General features: G+C 63.3%; 18 protein-coding genes and 1 pseudogene. 12 read left to right on the top strand and 7 right to left on the bottom strand.

What is annotated here, in order from left to right:
• The first annotated feature begins 18 nt into the window (after nucleotides 1–18).
• On the top strand, nucleotides 19–462 hold the full coding sequence (locus ACZ5IQ_RS05300; RefSeq protein ID WP_464481423.1) for a hypothetical protein: 444 nt from the start codon (nucleotides 19–21) through the stop codon (nucleotides 460–462).
• Here ACZ5IQ_RS05300 and ACZ5IQ_RS05305 read toward each other — a convergent pair.
• Both ACZ5IQ_RS05305 and ACZ5IQ_RS05310 read right to left on the bottom strand, forming a co-directional pair.
• Entirely contained in the window at nucleotides 388–1,737 is a 1,350-nt protein-coding gene (locus ACZ5IQ_RS05305; RefSeq protein ID WP_061001735.1) for a hypothetical protein, read from the bottom strand. The two genes, ACZ5IQ_RS05300 and ACZ5IQ_RS05305, sit on opposite strands and share 75 nt — an antisense overlap.
• A 282-nt stretch (nucleotides 1,738–2,019) precedes the next feature.
• Nucleotides 2,020–3,333, bottom strand: coding sequence for an IS256 family transposase (locus ACZ5IQ_RS05310; protein ID WP_052536990.1), 1,314 nt, complete (start codon nucleotides 3,331–3,333; stop codon nucleotides 2,020–2,022).
• Between the two features lie 146 nt (nucleotides 3,334–3,479).
• Here ACZ5IQ_RS05310 and ACZ5IQ_RS05315 point away from each other — a divergent pair, with 146 nt between their 5' ends.
• The 3 genes from ACZ5IQ_RS05315 to ACZ5IQ_RS05325 all read left to right on the top strand — a co-directional run bounded on the left by ACZ5IQ_RS05315 (nucleotide 3,480) and on the right by ACZ5IQ_RS05325 (nucleotide 6,355).
• Nucleotides 3,480–3,953, top strand: a complete 474-nt coding sequence (locus tag ACZ5IQ_RS05315) for a DUF417 family protein (RefSeq protein ID WP_409431649.1) — start codon at nucleotides 3,480–3,482, stop codon at nucleotides 3,951–3,953.
• Nucleotides 3,954–3,955: 2 nt separating this feature from the next.
• Nucleotides 3,956–4,852 carry a GNAT family N-acetyltransferase gene (locus tag ACZ5IQ_RS05320; RefSeq protein ID WP_464480934.1) on the top strand — a complete coding sequence of 299 codons (897 nt, stop codon included), beginning with the start codon at nucleotides 3,956–3,958 and terminating at the stop codon, nucleotides 4,850–4,852.
• A gap of 189 nt (nucleotides 4,853–5,041) precedes the next feature.
• Nucleotides 5,042–6,355: an IS256 family transposase gene (locus tag ACZ5IQ_RS05325; protein WP_463820627.1), complete on the top strand. Its 1,314-nt coding sequence runs from the start codon at nucleotides 5,042–5,044 to the stop codon at nucleotides 6,353–6,355.
• Between the two features lie 70 nt (nucleotides 6,356–6,425).
• Here ACZ5IQ_RS05325 and ACZ5IQ_RS05330 read toward each other — a convergent pair whose 3' ends face one another.
• Nucleotides 6,426–6,884 carry an ATP-binding protein gene (locus ACZ5IQ_RS05330; RefSeq protein ID WP_464480935.1) on the bottom strand — a complete coding sequence of 153 codons (459 nt, stop codon included), beginning with the start codon at nucleotides 6,882–6,884 and terminating at the stop codon, nucleotides 6,426–6,428.
• A 31-nt stretch (nucleotides 6,885–6,915) separates the two neighbouring features.
• On the bottom strand, nucleotides 6,916–7,320 hold the full coding sequence (locus ACZ5IQ_RS05335) for an STAS domain-containing protein (RefSeq protein WP_225526710.1): 405 nt from the start codon (nucleotides 7,318–7,320) through the stop codon (nucleotides 6,916–6,918).
• 532 nt (nucleotides 7,321–7,852) lie between these two features.
• On the opposite strand from ACZ5IQ_RS05335, the pseudogene mbp1 reads away from it, so the two are divergent.
• Nucleotides 7,853–8,088: pseudogene (gene mbp1 / locus ACZ5IQ_RS05340) on the top strand (microaggregate-binding protein 1).
• Nucleotides 8,089–8,091: 3 nt separating this feature from the next.
• On the top strand, nucleotides 8,092–8,628 hold the full coding sequence (locus ACZ5IQ_RS05345; protein WP_129560166.1) for a hypothetical protein: 537 nt from the start codon (nucleotides 8,092–8,094) through the stop codon (nucleotides 8,626–8,628).
• A gap of 37 nt (nucleotides 8,629–8,665) precedes the next feature.
• Here ACZ5IQ_RS05345 and ACZ5IQ_RS05350 read toward each other — a convergent pair whose 3' ends face one another.
• The gene (locus tag ACZ5IQ_RS05350; protein ID WP_033718746.1) at nucleotides 8,666–8,929 is read right to left on the bottom strand and encodes an aldehyde dehydrogenase family protein; all 264 of its coding nucleotides are present in this window, start codon (nucleotides 8,927–8,929) and stop codon (nucleotides 8,666–8,668) included.
• Nucleotides 8,930–9,787: 858 nt separating this feature from the next.
• Between ACZ5IQ_RS05350 and ACZ5IQ_RS05355 the strand changes: the two genes are divergently transcribed.
• The 3 genes from ACZ5IQ_RS05355 (at nucleotide 9,788) to ACZ5IQ_RS05365 (ending at nucleotide 12,263) form a co-directional block, all read left to right on the top strand.
• On the top strand, nucleotides 9,788–11,050 hold the full coding sequence (locus ACZ5IQ_RS05355; RefSeq protein ID WP_225585581.1) for a molybdopterin-dependent oxidoreductase: 1,263 nt from the start codon (nucleotides 9,788–9,790) through the stop codon (nucleotides 11,048–11,050).
• Nucleotides 11,050–11,610, top strand: coding sequence for a hypothetical protein (locus tag ACZ5IQ_RS05360; RefSeq protein ID WP_033718764.1), 561 nt, complete (start codon nucleotides 11,050–11,052; stop codon nucleotides 11,608–11,610). The genes ACZ5IQ_RS05355 and ACZ5IQ_RS05360 overlap by 1 nt, the downstream gene beginning before the upstream one ends.
• 80 nt (nucleotides 11,611–11,690) lie before the next feature.
• Nucleotides 11,691–12,263: a hypothetical protein gene (locus tag ACZ5IQ_RS05365; protein ID WP_033718748.1), complete on the top strand. Its 573-nt coding sequence runs from the start codon at nucleotides 11,691–11,693 to the stop codon at nucleotides 12,261–12,263.
• A 61-nt stretch (nucleotides 12,264–12,324) separates the two neighbouring features.
• Here the strand turns inward: ACZ5IQ_RS05365 and ACZ5IQ_RS05370 are convergent, their stop codons facing one another.
• The gene (locus tag ACZ5IQ_RS05370; protein ID WP_225585580.1) at nucleotides 12,325–13,698 is read right to left on the bottom strand and encodes a dihydrolipoyl dehydrogenase family protein; all 1,374 of its coding nucleotides are present in this window, start codon (nucleotides 13,696–13,698) and stop codon (nucleotides 12,325–12,327) included.
• Between the two features lie 291 nt (nucleotides 13,699–13,989).
• Nucleotides 13,990–14,319 carry an anti-sigma factor family protein gene (locus tag ACZ5IQ_RS05375; protein WP_080691771.1) on the bottom strand — a complete coding sequence of 110 codons (330 nt, stop codon included), beginning with the start codon at nucleotides 14,317–14,319 and terminating at the stop codon, nucleotides 13,990–13,992.
• Between the two features lie 883 nt (nucleotides 14,320–15,202).
• Here ACZ5IQ_RS05375 and ACZ5IQ_RS05380 point away from each other — a divergent pair.
• The 3 genes from ACZ5IQ_RS05380 to ACZ5IQ_RS05390 all read left to right on the top strand — a co-directional run bounded on the left by ACZ5IQ_RS05380 (nucleotide 15,203) and on the right by ACZ5IQ_RS05390 (nucleotide 17,388).
• On the top strand, nucleotides 15,203–15,826 hold the full coding sequence (locus tag ACZ5IQ_RS05380; protein WP_349319134.1) for an RNA polymerase sigma factor: 624 nt from the start codon (nucleotides 15,203–15,205) through the stop codon (nucleotides 15,824–15,826).
• A complete protein-coding gene (locus tag ACZ5IQ_RS05385; RefSeq protein WP_464480936.1) occupies nucleotides 15,823–15,936 on the top strand; it encodes a zf-HC2 domain-containing protein in 114 nt (37 codons plus the stop codon). Before ACZ5IQ_RS05380 ends, ACZ5IQ_RS05385 begins: the two co-directional genes overlap by 4 nt.
• Before the next feature lie 138 nt (nucleotides 15,937–16,074).
• Nucleotides 16,075–17,388 (top strand): IS256 family transposase, encoded by a 1,314-nt coding sequence (locus ACZ5IQ_RS05390; protein WP_463820627.1) that lies wholly within the window; start codon nucleotides 16,075–16,077, stop codon nucleotides 17,386–17,388.
• Nucleotides 17,389–17,392: the final 4 nt, after the last annotated feature.

Consider the following 17,392-nt stretch of genomic DNA (forward strand, 5'->3'; position numbering starts at 1 on the left):
GCCACTCGGGTGCTGCTGATGCTCTCAGGGCTGGCGCTGGCCGGGTACGGCGCGACCCTGGTGTTCGAGAATCCGCCGGTGATCATGATGCGCATGGCGGTGTGGGCGTTGGTCGCGGTCGCCGTGCACGACGTGGTGTTCGCCCCGCTGTGTGTGGCACTGGGCTTCGCGGCAAGCCGGATACTTCCGGTGAGTTGGCAGGCGCCGGTCGCGGTGGCCGCTTTGTGTTCCGTGGTGCTTGGCCTGCTTGCGATCCCGGTCTTCGACAAGCCGGGCATGCATCTGGACAACATGACCGCACTGGATCGTGATTACCATGCCGGACTGTGGATTTCGCTGGCCGTGGTGTGGGTGTGTGTGCCCGGCTATCTGGTGGCCAGACGGCTGTTACCAGTTCGTCAGAATCAGGTGGTTGAGGGCCAGCGCGCCGATGACGTTGGCGGCCAGCCACCAGCGCCGTGACGGCGCCGGCAGTAGCGCGCCGGCGGCGGTCAGCCAGACCGTGAACGGCAGCCAGATCCGTTCGGTCTCAGCCTTGCTCAGCATGCTCAGGTCGGCACATATGATCGCCAACAGCGCGGCGAGCGTCAGTAGGTGGATGCCGCTTCGGCGGCGGAGCGCGGCGCGGTCGAATGCCAGGCTCAATCCGGCGACGCTGCCCAGGCCGATCGCGCATACCGCAGAAGCCAGGTTCCCCCACGACCAGTACTGGAATGGGCGGTTCATGGCGATGCCCTGCCAATACCGTTGCTGTACCAAGGTATAACCGTCGAACCACCAGAAACCCGTCGCGGCGAAGGCGCCGACCACGGCCAGCGCCGCCACCACCGCAGGCGCGAGTACCCGGACCGCTGTGCGGAGGTCCGGCGCCGTGATCAGCACCGCGACGGCCGGTATCGCCATGAGGCCGAGGCCGTAGTTTAGGAAGATGCCCCAGCCCAGCAGCAGGCCCGCGCCGGCGCCGGTGAGGGTCGGGTGTCGGTTACGCGTCGCGAGCCCCAGTAGAGCGATTCCCCAGGCGGCGACACCGGCGTAGTAACCGTCGGCGGACACGGCAATCCAGATGGCGGTCGGGGCGACTGCAACGAAGGGTGCGGCGGCTCGGGCCGTCGCCTCGCCGGACAGGACGCGCAGCGTCACGACGATGGCTGCCGCGGCACTGGACCCGATCAGCAGGCACCAGAGGCCGGCCCAGGCGCCGCCGCCCAGTCCGATGCGATCCAGCCACACAAAGGTCAGCAATGCACCGGGTGGGTGGCCCGAGATGTGGGTGATCCACGAATGTGGTTGGTAATCGAGAATTCTGGACGAGAAGGAGCGCAATGCTTCAGGGATGTCGGTGATGCTCGGCACCTGCCGGAGATATTCGTGCTGCGCCGTCAGGCGCCCTGCGAAACCCCGCTGCCAGCCGTCGACCATGGCCAACGAGAAGGCCCAGCCACACGACACCGCCCATGCGGTCAGTGGTACTGCGCGCCACGGTAATCGCGCGGCGACGGTCTGTCCCCACAGCACCGCGGCTGTTGCGATCAGCACTGCCGGTGCCGTACCCCAGCCGATGTGCGCGTGCCACCAGCCGAAGATGGGTGCAGTCTGTGCGAAACTGCGGATCTGGGCCGGGGTGCTGTTGATCAGTGGGGTGACGATCCCCAGGTGCAGTTGCGGTACCGCGAACGCGACGACCACGAGCGTCAGCCCCACGACGGCGGCCGTTGCTGTCCTTCGGCGAATGTTCACGGCTGCCAGCCTAAGAGTGGGCTGTCGGTGAAACGGTGACGATTCGATGACCCTTGAGGGGCGTAGCGCGGGTGATCTGCTTCTGCGCGGTGGCATGTTGTGGTCGTGGCTTCGATCAATGTCACGGTTGCCGATCAGTACTGTACTGTACGGTACGGTAAATGTACTAGAAAGTACAGTACTGGTTTGTCGCCTGAACTGGGCCTTCATCAGATCGTGAGAGGACGAGCCGTTGTCTGTTCAACCCGCGAGGAATTGTCAATACCTGTGGATCGGCTTGTTTCAGGCGACCTCCGTTCCAGTTGATTCGGTCGGTGCCGAGTCCGCCGACGGGGTGATGTCGGTGGGTCGCTCGAGCAGTTTGCCTTTGTGGAAGATCGCGCCGGCCCGGACCAGAGCGACCAGGTGCGGTGCGTTGACGGCTCGCCAGCGGGCTTGCGCGGCGTCGATCAGCTTGTAAGCCATGGCCATTCCGGCGACGCGTGAACCCGGCCCCTTGGTCACCTTGGTCCTCAAACGTACCGTGGCAAACGTTGATTCGATCGGGTTGGTAGTGCGCAGATGGACCCAGTGCTCGGCCGGGTACTTATAGAACTCCAGCAGCACATCGGCGTCATCGACGATCTTGGCGACCGCCTTGGGGTACTTGGCGCCGTAGTCCACCTCGAACGCCTTGATCGCCACCTGCGCGTGGTCGATATCCTCGGCGTTGTAGATCTCCCGCATCGCCGCGATCGCCCCCGGATGAGCCGACTTTGGCAGGCAGGCAAGAACATTGGCCTGCTTGTGAAACCAGCACCGCTGCTCGCCGGTGGCCGGGAACACCTCACGCACGGCCTTCCAGAACCCCAGGGCCCCATCGCCGACGGCCAGCACCGGTGCGGTCATCCCGCGACGTCGGCACGACCGCAACAGATCAGCCCACGACTCGGCCGACTCCCGGTACCCGTCGGTGAGCGCGACCAGCTCCTTGCGGCCGTCAGCGCGCACACCGATCATCACCAGCAAACAGAGCTTCTCCTGCTCCAGGCGCACCTTGAGATGGATGCCGTCGACCCACAGGTAGACGTAGTCGGTGCCCGACAGATCACGGGCCTCGAAGGCCTTGGCCTCGTCCTGCCACTGCGTGGTGAGTCGGGTGATCGTCGTGGCCGACAAGCCGGCACCCGAGCCCAGGAACTGCTCCAACGCCGGACCGAAATCACTGGTCGACAAGCCATGCAGATACAGCAACGGCAACACCTCGGTCATCTGCGGCGACTTGCGCACCCACGCCGGCAGGATCGCCGAGGAAAACCGTTGCCGCTCACCAGTGTCCGGGTCAACACGTTTGTCATTGACCCGCGGCGCGGTCACACTCACCGCGCCCGCCGCGGTGAGCACCTCGCGCTCGCGGTGATAGCCATTGCGCACCACCAGCCGGTGCCCGTTCTCATCAAGCTCACCGGCATGAGCCTCGATGTAGGCGGCGACCTCAGCCCGCAACGCTGCGGCCAGCATCTGGCGGGCACCGTCGCGGACAATCTCATCGAGCAACGACCGCGACGAGCCAGCATCCTCGTTGGATGAATCCGCATCGTGAACTACCGTGAGCATGGGCGTACCTTCCCGAACCAGCGCGCCAACGCCGGCTCTTGATCAGACCTTCGACATTCAGATCATCCTCGGGAAGGTGCGCCCTTTCCTACGCCGCCTCGCCGAGGCTCATCCACAGGTTCTGATCATTGCTCCAACCCGCGGCCATATCGAGCCGTGTCAGCAGGTTGGGTCAGGCGGTGGCCCGGTACGGATTGGTCCTCGTCCTGGCGTGGATCGGTGTGGGCAAGTTCGTCAAGATGGAAGCCCACGTACTGATTGAGCACAACCCGCTGATGTCCTGGATCTACCTGGTGCTCAGTCACAGTGCGGTGGCGATGGCGCTAGGTACTGCCGAGATCCTCGCCGCGGTGCTGATCGCACTGCATCGGGTGTGGCCACTGCTGTCCGCCGTCGGCAGCGCGATGGCGGTGGTGCTGTTCGTCGGAACGCTGAGCTTCCTGTTCACCACGCCGGGTCTGGTGGTTGGGCATGCGGGCCCGATCCCGATTTTGGGCGCTCTACCAGGCCAGTTTCTGCTGAAGGATCTGGTGCTCATCGGAGTGGCCATCTGGACCTTGGGTGATGCGCTCGACGGTCGTCGGGTGCCACCCGCCGCGAAGCAGAGCTCGGGTGGCTGACCATGGACGGCAACACATCATTGTTCTGCAGTACGTCTCTGGCCGGCCGAATCGAACACGCTGAGGCGCAGCTCATTGCACTCGCGAGTGCACCCGCCCGGCAGCGCGACAGATCGGGATTCGCCACTCCGCTGGGTGGCGGAATGGCATGTTTCGCTGAACCTGGCTCACCGATGAACAAAGTGGTCGGACTGGGTTTCGATGGTGCACTGGACCCGGCAGCTCTCGCCGCTATCGAGCTGGAATATGCGATACGCGAAACGCCCACGCAGATAGAACTTTCCAGTCTCGCCGACCGCGAGGTCGCGTTACTGCTGTCGCGCCGCGGTTATCAGCTCGTCGCAAACGAGTGCGTCCTCGGTCGGCGCCTTGACCGTGTGCCACCGGTGGCGACCTCACCGGGGATCGACGTACGGGTATGCAGCCCAGAAGAATTCGATGCCTGGGTAGATGTCGTGGTAGCTGGCACGGCTCATCCTGACGACGAGGGTGTGGGTTTCCATGAGCAATTCTCCGACGATGTCATCGAGCGGGACGAACGCGACTTCTACGATGCCGGCGCCACGATGTACATCGGTTTGTGTGACGGCGTGATTGCCGGTGGCGCGAGCATGATGGTGACCGACGGCATTGCTCAATTCACCGGTGCAGCAACCGCTCCCGCGTATCGTCGCCGCGGAATACAGAACGCCCTATTGGCACGACGCCTGGCCGATGCCGCGGAAGCCGGTTGCGATATCGCTGTGATCACCACGGCGCCCGGCTCCAAATCGCAAGAGAACGCACAACGTCGCGGCTTCCAACTGTTGTACACCCGCGCCATGTTGATAAAGCCGGTTGACGGCTCGATCCAGGCGTCAGGCTGCGGTGAAAATGGGAGCGGTACTTGGCAGCAGTGAAACCGCAGGCACGGATTTTGCAGAGCCGGTGAGGATCGTGCCGTTCGGCGGAGAGCAATGATCAGAACCTGTGGATGAGCCTCGGCGAGGCGGCGTAGGAAAGGGCGCACCTTCCCGAGGATGATCTGAAGGTCCAAGTGGTTCTGATCAAGGGCCGGCGTTGGAGCGCTGGTTCGGGAAGGTACGCCCATGCTCAAGGTAGTTCACGACGTCGATGAGTCCAACGACAACGCCGATTCGGGCCGGTCGTTGATCGATGAGATCGTTCGTGACGGTGCCCGCCAGATGCTCGCCGCGGCGCTGGAGGCCGAAGTAGCCGCCTATATTGCGCAGTTCACCGATCAGGTCGACGAGTACGGGCGCCGCCTGGTGGTGCGCAACGGCCACCACGACGAGCGGACCGTGCTCACCGCAGCCGGCGCGGTGCCGGTCAAAGCCCCGCGCGTCAACGACAAGCGGATCGACGCCGACACCGGTGAGCGGTGCCGGTTCTCCTCGGCGATCCTGCCGGCCTGGGTGCGCAAATCGCCGCAGATGACCGAGGTGTTGCCGCTGCTGTACCTGCATGGGCTGTCCAGCGGTGATTTCGGCCCCGCCCTGGAGCAGTTCGTGGGCAGCGGTGCGGGACTGTCGGCGTCAGCGATCACCCGGCTGACCGCGCAGTGGCAGGACGAGGCCAAAGCCTTCGGGGCGCGTGACCTATCCGACACCGATTACGTCTACCTGTGGGTAGACGGAATCCACCTCAAAGTCCGCCTTGAACAGGAGAAACTCTGTTTGCTGGTGATGATCGGGGTCCGCACCGACGGTCGTAAGGAGCTCGTCGCCCTGACCGACGGCTTCCGAGAATCGGCCGAATGCTGGGCCGATCTGCTGCGTGATTGCCGCCGCCGCGGCATGACCGCACCGGTGCTCGCGGTCGGCGACGGCGCGCTGGGATTCTGGAAGGCGATACGCGAGGTATTCCCCGACACCCGAGAACAACGCTGCTGGTGGCACAAACAGGCGAACGTTCTTGCCGCGCTGCCGAAGTCGGTGCATCCGGGAGCGCTGGCAGCACTCAAGGAGATCTACAACGCCGAGGATATCGACAAAGCCCAACTGGCGATCAAGGCGTTCGAGGTCGACTACGGCGCCAAGTACCCCAAAGCGGTCGCCAAGATCGTCGACGACGCCGATGTCCTCCTTGAGTTCTACAAGTACCCGGCCGAGCATTGGGTTCATCTTCGCACTACGAATCCGATCGAAAGTACCTTTGCCACAGTGCGTTTGAGGACCAAAGTCACCAAAGGGCCGGGCTCGCGTGCGGCCGGGCTGGCGATGGCCTACAAGCTCATCGAGGCCGCCCAGAACCGCTGGCGCAAGGTCAACGCCCCCGAGCTAGTTGCCCTCGTCCGTGCCGGCGTTGTCTTCCACAAGGGCAAACTGCTCGAACGGCCCATCGACATCACCCCCGAAGTATCGACGGCGGAACCTCAAACCGTCGGATCGGAGGTCGCCTGAAACTCACCGATCCACAGGTCTTGACAATATCTCCCCGGAACCACCCCGGCGCTCATGACCATGACAACCGTCACGAGCCATGCGTGACTAGGTGGGTCCACCTCAGCAAGACCCGGGTCCCTGAGGCGGAGGTGTCGATCTGTGTGTCATCGGCCAGCGCCCGCATGAGGATGAGTCCACGGCCGCGGTGACCTGGCCTCGGCGTCGCGGATTTGGCCGCCCAGCGGCCGCCGTCAGTGATGGTGACGGCGAGGGTGTCGGTGTCGTCGGTGTAGGTGGCGGCCAGCGCAACGGTGCCGGCCCCTGCAGTATCGAGGTAGGCGAATTCGACGGCGTTGGCCAGCGCTTCGTTGACGGCCAGCACCATGTCGCTGAGTTGTTGCTCACGAAGCCAGAAATGTCGTTGTAGCCAGGCAGCAAAGTCAATCCGGGTGTGGGTGGCACTGGCTGCGTCCGCGGTCAGGGTGCGGTCGTAGCGGGATCGGCGGCCGAAGGCCGTCAGCGGTTCACCTGACCATTGACCGTGCACACAGCCTGTGCACCCGCTCCAAAACCACAACCTACATCGGTGACACATCGTCCCTGCCGGCCTTCAGCGCATCGTCGAGGGACCGGTACAGGCCGAGCTCCCGGTCCACACCCAGCAACGTGAGCGGGCGGCTGGTGGCGGGGCCATCAGCAACGACCCCGAATCGTGTATCCGGCGTGACGTCGGCGTGCGCAGCGAGGAGGGTGTTTATCCCGGCGCAGGCCAAAAAGTCCACCTTGGACAAATCGATGATGATCCCGGCTGGGGAGCTTCCGAGGGCTGCACTGATGGCCACCGCGAGCTGGGGGGCGGTCAGCGCATCCACTGAGCCCGAGACGGCCAACACCACCACCTGATCGAACCACTGGTCGTCGACGCCGAGCCCATCTCGACCCGAGACGGCATCTGTATTGCTTGCTGGCAGGTCCTCAGTCAATATCTGACCTTCGTGTCGGTCGGCTCGTCGCGCCATGGCGCCAACCCGGGACGGGTGATGCGTTCACACGACACCACCGACGATGGCGGCGGCTGGGGACTCAGCTTGTTCAAACGGCGCGGCACTAGGATGCGTCATCGCCCTTGGCGTGGCACGGCGTGAAGCCATAATGCCCTACAGACGAGGCAGCGCGCCACCTAGCAGTGCCGCGTTCAAAAACAGGGGTGGGGCAAAGAGTCCAACGATCCCTAATGGCCACTACGACCTTGTAACGACGACCGGCGCTCCGATCAGCCCTCGGCGGGTCCGAGCATCTGCCCTGTTCGGCCGCGCGGCCCGTGGCCAAATCACAGGGCGGATTCAACGTTCGTTATACGGTCTCACCGCGGGGGGGGGGGGGGGGGGGGGCTCTCACCGTGCTCGACCTATGCAAGGCGTTTCACACCGACGAGTTTTGCGAACTCGGTAAACCGGGAACACCGCGCCTGAGCGGCGTGCATGCCGTCCCAGTAGATGATTGGAAGAACACGCAGTGGCTGATCAGAACAGTGGCCCCACCGAAGCCATCAAGGGTGCCGTCGAGGACGTCAAGGGCAAGGCCAAAGAGGTCACTGGCACCGTCACTGGGCGCGACGTCTGACCGAAGAGGGCAAGGCCCAGCAGGACAAGGCCGAGGTCCAACGCGAGGCGGCCGAAAAAGAGGCCGAAGCCGAAAAGGCCCGCGGCGAAGCGAAAGTCGAAGAAGCACGCCAACAGTCCCACCAGTAGAGCATGACCCGCGACGACAGCCCGGTCCGCCACGACGCAGATCGGGCTGTCGCCGTCTGGGCCACGCGAGCTGGGCAGTTGAAGCTAATGCGAGAAAGACCCGACACATTGCACCCGAACCGATTTACAAACCACCGCAATGGATTTCACGACTGGTTCGGTACCGCGGCCGTGCAAGTGGATATCTCACGTGGGCAATGCCTTGAGGGTTTAGCAGGGTTGAACCCTCAAGATTGGATCGCAGTAGGCCTCGTTGTGGTACCAGCCTGCCGGAACCGCACCCAGGACGAAATATATCTCGATGTCGTCGACCTCCGCTCGATCGACATCAGCCCGACCGGGGACGTGGTCCGCGAACTCATGAGCTCCGCCGACACCCGCCGCGCTCTGCCGGTGACCCGCATTCAGCTAACCGGCATGGATTTACAAGAACTTCTGTCCTACATGACCGGTGGCATACTTCACCTGCGCGCCGCAGGTATCGACCACGCCGAACTTGTCATCACAAAACACGACAGGCGAGCGGTCATTATCGAGTAGAGCTACCAGCACAGCGACAACATCGCAGGTTGCGGTCTCACAATTCGACTTCGCCAAGCGCTTGCGTGACCGGTTTGCCCATTTCGCGTCCGATGATGTCGGCCAACTGCCGACTTCGGGCGGCATGCAACTCGCTGACTTCGCCGATGATGCGAATCCGATCGTCGATGCTGGTGGCCGACCACCGCTCGTACGCGTCGGCCGACTTGGCGACGGCTGCCTGCAACTCGTCGTCGCTGAGTGTGGGGTACGTCGCCAGCGTGTCGCCGGAGGTGGGATCGATGACGGCGAACTCGGTCATGGCGTTCCTTCGTTTCCGTGCCTAGTGGGACGTACCTGGCCGTGCCGGCGGGGCTGACCAACCGACGAGTGTCGGGTCCTCTGTACCGCACAGTACACAAGTAACGCTGCCACGGTGGTCGCTTCGACCTGATCGAACCCAATGTGCAACCCGGTCGTATGTCCGGGATCGCGGCGACCGTTGCCGCGCAATGACATTCGTGGAAGCGGGGCGTCCAAAGCACGTGAACTCGTCGTCAACGCCTGGCTTGCATGCCACGTCGAGCCGCCACCGGTGTCGTTCTCGAGCCTTATTGACCGGTGTGGCCAAGGCATCGAAGGAGGGGCAGTCCAATCGCGGCGAAGTCCCAACTCTGGTTGCATCAGCGCTTGGTCGAGCGGCAAATCCCCGGATCGATCAAATAGTTTGGCGCAAATAGAGCTTGCGATTCTCAGTCAAAAACGCCGCGACCGAGTCTGCCGCCTGTACCGGCGATCTTCTGTCCGTGGTCACGTCAAACCATGGAAGCGTGGTCACCGAAGCGGAGGCGGAGAGTCGACGAAGTTGGACGCTTTTCCGTGAATTGAGCGGACCCAGTGCAGGAAAGGGTAGTGTACCTCTGAGTACAGTGACAGCCTCCCTCGGAGCATTAATCGTGGCACTAATCGTGCATCGAGCCGACCAGTGCCACCCGGGTTACGCTGGTGCCAAACAATCCGCTGTGGAGGAACGACCCATACGATGACGCCACCCCACACCGAACCCGGCGATTCACCCGCTACACCGTCGGTTGACGGCGCCAGTCTTGAACACGCCGATGGACCTCCGCCCACGGACACACAGCCACGGGTGGGCTTTCCGGGGGGCCTCTGGAGGACGTTGGAGAGTCACCCGCCTCCGGGACTGGCCCGTATTCGGTGGCGCAGTCCGCTGCGGGGACCATGGTTGACGTCGGTGTTCGGGCTGGTGTTGTTGATAGGGCTGCCGATCGTGACGATCACCGGCCTGCTGTCCTACATTGCCTACGGTCCGGGTTTCGGGCAGGCGATCCCGCGTGACGTGGGTTGGCTGAAGCTTCCGACCTTTGATTGGCCGACGCAGCCGTCGTGGCTCTACCGGCTGACCCAGGGGCTTCACGTCGGAGTCGGGCTGATCCTCATACCGGTGGTCCTGGCCAAGCTGTGGTCGGTGATTCCGAAGCTCTTCGTCTGGCCTCCCGCACGCTCGGTATCCCAAGTGCTGGAACGGATCACGCTGCTGATGCTGGTGGGCGGCATTCTGTTCGAGATCGTGACCGGCGTTCTAAACATCCAGTACGACTACATCTTTGGGTTCAGCTTTTACACCGCTCACTATTTTGGAGCCTGGGTGTTCATCGCCGGGTTTGTTGCCCACGTCTGCCTCAAGCTGCCGACGATGATCCGTAGTCTGCGCTCACGGAGCATGCGCAGCGTGTTGACGACCAATCGGGCCGATACCGTTCCGGAACCACCCGACGCAGACGGCTTAGTACCTGCCGATCCCGACCCGCCGACGTTGAGTCGGCGTGGCGTTCTCGCTGTGGTGGGAGGTGGATCGCTGCTGGTTGCCATCCTCACTGCGGGGCAGACCCTGGGTGGCTTCGCGCGCGACGCGGCTGTGCTGCTTCCGCGTGGCCGAAGTTATGGCAACGGCCCCAATGACTTCCAAGTGAACCGAACCGCTAGGTCAGCACGCATCACACCCGAACTCACCGGGGAAAAATGGCGGCTCACGCTGACAGGCGCAGGTCAACCGATCGTGTTGGACCGCGCGGCGTTGGAGGCGATGCCCCAGCACACTGCCGTTCTTCCTATCGCCTGTGTCGAGGGGTGGTCGACGACAGAGACGTGGACGGGTGTCAGGCTTGCTGATCTGGCCGCTGCGGCCGGTCGCCCGGCACCAAGCTCAGCCTTCGTGTCGTCGGTCGAACGCTACGGTGCATTCAACCGGGCGACTCTGCAGGCCAACCAGGTTCTCGACCCGGATTCGTTGCTGGCCCTGAAAGTCAACGGTGCCGACCTGTCCCCGGATCACGGGTATCCGGCAAGAATCATCGTTCCGGCGTTGCCTGGCGTGCATTGCACCAAGTGGGTGTCCGGCATCGAATTCCGGGCGACGTGATGCGCGCACTGGTCGATCGGGCCGGGCAACTCTACGGCGACCGCCTGTTCCACCTGTTCGTCGTGTTGGTGGCATTGGCTTTCGGCGTCTACGCTGTGGCTACGCTCGGCATCGACAATTTGTTCAATCCGTCGACGTGGTGGCAATCCATAGCGGTCTGGTTCGCGGTGGCTGTCATCGCCCATGATCTGGTCTTGTTCCCCCTGTACTCGTTGCTTGACCGGCTCATTCCCCGCGCCGCGAAGCGGGGCATGGGTGAAGCGCCCGCAGCCAGTTTCCTTCGTGTTCCCGTCGTGAACTACGTGCGCGTTCCGACTATGGCCTCGGGCCTGCTGTTGCTGATGTTTCTGCCGGGGATCATCCGACAAGGCGCGTTCACCTACGAGGCCGCGACAGGTTTGACACAGGAGCCTTACCGGGGTCGGTGGCTGATGCTTGTCGCGGCTTTCTACCTGATCAGTGTGGTGTGCTACGTCGCGGCAACTGCCGTACGGCGCGCACGGTGGTCTCGCTCAATGGGTTTCCGCGGGTCTGAAAGCGCTGAAGCTGACTCTCGCTGAAGGGCCTCAGCCCGTAACGACAAGCTCTCGACGCGACACGTCCTTGAGTAGCCGTTAGACACAACGGTTTAACCCGTCACATGGTGCTGAACGCGCCCCGGGTTTCTGACGAGAGGATGACCATGATGCCGAGCAAGTCGATGAGGACGGACGGGGCCAGTCGAGTCGCCGCAACGGGGGGGACGCCGACCCCGGGCTGGAAATTGAACTTCGCAGCAGGTTTCGTTCCGCTGATCGCGGGTGTCATGACGTTGGTGACCAGCTGGCTCGCGGTCGCGCGCCCCGATACTTTCTGGTGGACCGGCGCGGGGAGCCTGGATTTCTCGTACACGTCGCTGAGGCAGGCGGGGACCCAGACGCAACCTTTTGTCGAGCTGACGGGCTCTGTCGGCGGCGTGAACGTCGTCGCCGCTGCCGTGGCGGTGAGCGTGGTGGCGTGGTTTGGCCTTCGCGCCGGGCATCGGTGGGCGTGGTGGTTTTTGGCGTTTTGTCTTGTGTGGGTGGGCATTCACGACGCGGCGATGGCGACCCGATTCTTCGAGGCCACCGGCCAGCCGGTCATGCTGCTTCCGTATACCTACTGTGCGCTGATGCTGGCGGGGCTGCTCCGCTCGCGCAAGGCCATCTTCGTGCCGCCGCCCCTGCAGCAGTGAAGCGGCGGGCCTCCCGCCGACCGCCGACCGGGTTGCGACTGACCCGGTCGGCGGCAAACTGTTACAAGCCGTAGGCTTCTAAAAGCTTGAGCCAGATCTCGCTGCGGGTAGGGAAACTCGGCACCGCGTGCCAGAGACGGTCGATGGCGACGTCGGCCACAATGGCGATGGTCGCAGCGTGGATCTGTTCCGCCACTTCGGCTCCGGTAAAGGTCGCTCCGACCAGAACCCGGCGATTCTCGTCAACCACGATCCGGGCTGTACCGGGTTCACCGCGGCCGACGAATGCAGATCCCGCAGTGGAATTCATGTCCGCATCCGCTGCGCGTGCGTCAATACCCGCGGCATGTGCGGAAGCCAACGTGTGTCCGACCGCCGCGACCTGAGGTTCGGTAAACACGACGCGAGGTGATAGCGCGCCGCCGTAGACGATAGACGGGTTGAAGCGGCCCAGAATGTGGTCGGCGGCGATGCGGCCTTGATACTTGCCCTGGTGGGTGAGCAGCGCCCGTCCGTTTGCGTCACCGACGGCGTAGAGCCAATCTTCGGCGCCGATCGCGCGCAGGTGCACATCGGTGGCGATCGGTCCGTCGGGGTTCAGACCGACTGATTCGAGCCCCAACCCGACGGTGTTCGCTCGGCGGCCGGCCGCGACAAGAACTTTCTCGGCGGTGACGGTGCTGTCATCGGAGAGTTCTACGGTGACGCCGGCTTCGGTGCGGTGCACGCTGGTGGCGGTCGTCTGAACTCGGACGTCGACACCGTCGCGGGCGAGGGCCGCTTCGACCTGCTCGGCGGCGAAGGGTTCCTCGCGGCCCAGCAATCGTGGGCCAGGTTCAACCAAAGTCACTGCGGAGCCCAAAGATTGGAAGGCCTGAGAAAGCTCACTGCCGACGACTCCACCGCCCAAGACGACGAGGCTGTCCGGAATCGTCGCTGTGGTGGTGGCTTCCCTGTTCGTCCAGGGCTGGCTGTCCGCCAGACCTGGGATGGGCAGTAGCGCAGCCGAGCTGCCGGTGGCCACGATTACCGCGCGCCTGGCGCTCAGCAGGGCATCACCGACGCGGACCTGCTTCTTCCCGACGATCACACCTCGTCCGCGCCACAACTTGACTTGACGCGCCTCCAGCCAGGGCACCTGGCCCGCATCGTCGAGATGGCCAACCAGCTCGTCGCGGCGGCGCAGTACCCCGGCGACGGCGACCGAGCCGCTCACCGCTTCGCGCGCCCCGGCAGTCCGCATGCTCTCATGCAGCGCTTGGGCAGGCCGCAGCAATGCCTTGGAGGGCATACATCCCCAGAAGGAGCACTCGCCACCGACGAGATCAGCTTCGATGATCGCCACGGTGAGACCGGATTCGGCGAGGCGCCCGGCCGCGACTTCGCCGCCAGGGCCGGCACCGATTACGACGATGTCGAAATGCTCCTCGATCAACGACGACTCACTCTCCTCTAGTCATGGATACGCGGAGCCAGCAGCGCCGCCTGCAAGACGATCGCCTCCGGAACGGGAAGCACTACAATCGGTTTAGACACAACGGCCTAACTCAGAGGGCCCAACGCCGTTGTCGATCTCTGTGCTCGGCCGCTGCCGCACCGTCACTGTACTCCATAGTCCACTCAGGATGTAGAGGCTGCAATGCACTCGCTGTGAAAGAGAAGCGCGATGAGCCACCTGTCACGATATCCACACCGTGGTCCGTTCGCGAAGACGCGCCGGTACTGGTCAGATCCGGTCATTCACGACGGAGAACGCGGCCAGGAGGCGACTTCTCAACGCATCAACCGGTGGGTTCTCGACACGGGCGATAGCGGCGATGGTGAAACGAAACTGCTCAAGATAGGCGCTACAGGGCGCGCAATCGTCGAGATGGCCGTCAAGGCGCTGTCGCGCGGGCGCATCGAGGGAGTCGTCGAGGTAGTCCGTGACGAGTTCGACGAACTCCTGACAGCGAACGACGCCGTTGTCTTGTGCCGATCCTTGCCCGACCTCCGCGTGCTCAATGTGACGACATGCAAACAAGCCAGCTCTGACTAGGCGGTGTGGACGTGACATCGGCTTTCCCTCTCTGGATGTGCGACGAAGGCTTCGGGAGACAGCGGCATCGTCGTCGGTTTTTCTTGCTCTCCTGAGGTCGTGGTTGCGCGACCGCCGACCGTTACAACCACACGGACAGAGATCGGACTTTGCCTGGTCAAGAGCGGGTCATCGGTTGGCCACTGATGGCCTCGGTAGCCGAGTCTCGGCTCAACGAGCCCGACTGCGGCGTCCACCAGGTAGAAACGGGGCCGAGGCACAAGCAACCGTGCACGGCCAAGAAGCCGTCTCCCAGCCAACTACCTTCCAACCACGGTGCTTGACGTTCGTTGCCCAGTGACCCAGGGCAGTCAATAGGTCATCGGTCATCGGTGACTCGTGGCGACCTGCAACCCAAGGCCGATGAGGAGAGCGTCCTGAACGGCGAGGTCGGTCATGTGTGTAAGCGGTTAGGTCCTTGCGGAACAGGATCATATCGTCGCCGGAGGTTCGTAGTAGTCGCGGATCCGCGCTTCTTCGGCGCAGCCGCACTTAGCGAAAAAGACTCGGGTGCGGGCGAAGCCGGAAGGTGGAGTGCTCATGTCCGCAGTGCATGACGATACAAAGTCGCTCGAGATATCACTCAACCATGCACTCGAAGTAGTCCTTTGTAAACCTTCAGCGAACTCCTGACATCCAATCGCCGCAGCGGCGGTCAGTCCGTTGATAATCGCGGTGGTGACTGTGATGACGATGCTGACGGTGGGTTACGTCATGCTGTGCCTGCACTTGCTGGGTTCGGATGCCTTTATTGGGCGGTTACGCGGCGGCACCTCAAGACTGGATCGGTCACAAGAACGGACGAGCTAAAAACCTACCAGCGTCTGGCTTCACGTTAGAATTGTGATCGATGAGTAAGACAGTGGATGAAGCGGCGTTGATCTCGTCGTTGCGCAACGGCGACCAACGTGTCTTCGCCGATCTCGTCGACGCTTATGCCCCGTCGATGTTGCGTGTGGCGCGCGGCTATGTCCCAAGTGTCGAGATCGCGGAGGAGGTCGTCCAGGACACCTGGATCGCGCTCATCAAGGGGCTCGCCGGTTTCGAGGGCCGGTCCTCTTTGAAGAGTTGGCTTTTCACCGTGATGATCAACATCGCGAAGAAGCGCGGAGTCCGCGAACGCCGCGATCGCGATACCGCGATCGCGGCATACACCGGCGGCACAGTTGATCCCGCACGGTTCCGCGCCGAGGGTGAGCAGTGGTCCGGCCACTGGAAGGACACCGAGACACCTTCGCCTTTCCCGGAATCACCGGAAGGGTCTCTTCTCAGTGGTGAACTCATGGCCGTGGCGCGTGCCGAACTCGATCTTCTCCCCGAAGCGCAGCGCATGGTGGTCACGTTGCGCGACATGCTCGGATTTGATTCGGCAGAAGTTTTGGAGATGCTGGACATCACCGCCGGTAATCAGCGCGTGCTACTACACCGTGGCCGCGCGGCGGTGCGCCAAGCCCTGGAAAGCTACCTCAAAGGAGGGGATGAATGAGCCGGGAAGCGTTGGATTGCAACGAATTCGTAGAGTTGGTCACCGATTACCTCGACGGGGCAATGGACCGGGAAACGCAAGCCCGCTTCGACAGCCACATGGTCGACTGACGAGCAATGATCAGAACCTGTGGATGAGCCTCGGCGAGGCGGCGTAGGAAAGGGCGCACCTTCCCGAGGATGATCTGAAGGTCCAAGTGGTTCTGATCAAGGGCCGGCGTTGGAGCGCTGGTTCGGGAAGGTACGCCCATGCTCAAGGTAGTTCACGACGTCGATGAGTCCAACGACAACGCCGATTCGGGCCGGTCGTTGATCGATGAGATCGTTCGTGACGGTGCCCGCCAGATGCTCGCCGCGGCGCTGGAGGCCGAAGTAGCCGCCTATATTGCGCAGTTCACCGATCAGGTCGACGAGTACGGGCGCCGCCTGGTGGTGCGCAACGGCCACCACGACGAGCGGACCGTGCTCACCGCAGCCGGCGCGGTGCCGGTCAAAGCCCCGCGCGTCAACGACAAGCGGATCGACGCCGACACCGGTGAGCGGTGCCGGTTCTCCTCGGCGATCCTGCCGGCCTGGGTGCGCAAATCGCCGCAGATGACCGAGGTGTTGCCGCTGCTGTACCTGCATGGGCTGTCCAGCGGTGATTTCGGCCCCGCCCTGGAGCAGTTCGTGGGCAGCGGTGCGGGACTGTCGGCGTCAGCGATCACCCGGCTGACCGCGCAGTGGCAGGACGAGGCCAAAGCCTTCGGGGCGCGTGACCTATCCGACACCGATTACGTCTACCTGTGGGTAGACGGAATCCACCTCAAAGTCCGCCTTGAACAGGAGAAACTCTGTTTGCTGGTGATGATCGGGGTCCGCACCGACGGTCGTAAGGAGCTCGTCGCCCTGACCGACGGCTTCCGAGAATCGGCCGAATGCTGGGCCGATCTGCTGCGTGATTGCCGCCGCCGCGGCATGACCGCACCGGTGCTCGCGGTCGGCGACGGCGCGCTGGGATTCTGGAAGGCGATACGCGAGGTATTCCCCGACACCCGAGAACAACGCTGCTGGTGGCACAAACAGGCGAACGTTCTTGCCGCGCTGCCGAAGTCGGTGCATCCGGGAGCGCTGGCAGCACTCAAGGAGATCTACAACGCCGAGGATATCGACAAAGCCCAACTGGCGATCAAGGCGTTCGAGGTCGACTACGGCGCCAAGTACCCCAAAGCGGTCGCCAAGATCGTCGACGACGCCGATGTCCTCCTTGAGTTCTACAAGTACCCGGCCGAGCATTGGGTTCATCTTCGCACTACGAATCCGATCGAAAGTACCTTTGCCACAGTGCGTTTGAGGACCAAAGTCACCAAAGGGCCGGGCTCGCGTGCGGCCGGGCTGGCGATGGCCTACAAGCTCATCGAGGCCGCCCAGAACCGCTGGCGCAAGGTCAACGCCCCCGAGCTAGTTGCCCTCGTCCGTGCCGGCGTTGTCTTCCACAAGGGCAAACTGCTCGAACGGCCCATCGACATCACCCCCGAAGTATCGACGGCGGAACCTCAAACCGTCGGATCGGAGGTCGCCTGAAACT

The organism is Mycobacterium toneyamaense (assembly GCF_055384815.1).

Excerpts from the sequence above, each read along its gene's own strand:
- ACZ5IQ_RS05365 (WP_033718748.1), top strand. The coding sequence starts at position 11,691 with ATGGTGCTGAACGCGCCCCGGGTTTCTGACGAGAGGATGACCATGATG.
- ACZ5IQ_RS05300 (WP_464481423.1), top strand. The coding sequence starts at position 19 with ATGCTCTCAGGGCTGGCGCTGGCCGGGTACGGCGCGACCCTGGTGTTC.
- ACZ5IQ_RS05390 (WP_463820627.1), top strand. The coding sequence starts at position 16,075 with ATGCTCAAGGTAGTTCACGACGTCGATGAGTCCAACGACAACGCCGAT.
- ACZ5IQ_RS05350 (WP_033718746.1), bottom strand. The coding sequence starts at position 8,929 with ATGACCGAGTTCGCCGTCATCGATCCCACCTCCGGCGACACGCTGGCG.
- ACZ5IQ_RS05310 (WP_052536990.1), bottom strand. The coding sequence starts at position 3,333 with ATGCTCACGGTAGTTCACGATGCGGATTCATCCAACGAGGATGCTGGC.
- ACZ5IQ_RS05360 (WP_033718764.1), top strand. The coding sequence starts at position 11,050 with ATGCGCGCACTGGTCGATCGGGCCGGGCAACTCTACGGCGACCGCCTG.
- ACZ5IQ_RS05325 (WP_463820627.1), top strand. The coding sequence starts at position 5,042 with ATGCTCAAGGTAGTTCACGACGTCGATGAGTCCAACGACAACGCCGAT.
- ACZ5IQ_RS05385 (WP_464480936.1), top strand. The coding sequence starts at position 15,823 with ATGAGCCGGGAAGCGTTGGATTGCAACGAATTCGTAGAGTTGGTCACC.
- ACZ5IQ_RS05320 (WP_464480934.1), top strand. The coding sequence starts at position 3,956 with ATGGACGGCAACACATCATTGTTCTGCAGTACGTCTCTGGCCGGCCGA.
- ACZ5IQ_RS05345 (WP_129560166.1), top strand. The coding sequence starts at position 8,092 with ATGACCCGCGACGACAGCCCGGTCCGCCACGACGCAGATCGGGCTGTC.
- ACZ5IQ_RS05375 (WP_080691771.1), bottom strand. The coding sequence starts at position 14,319 with ATGTCACGTCCACACCGCCTAGTCAGAGCTGGCTTGTTTGCATGTCGT.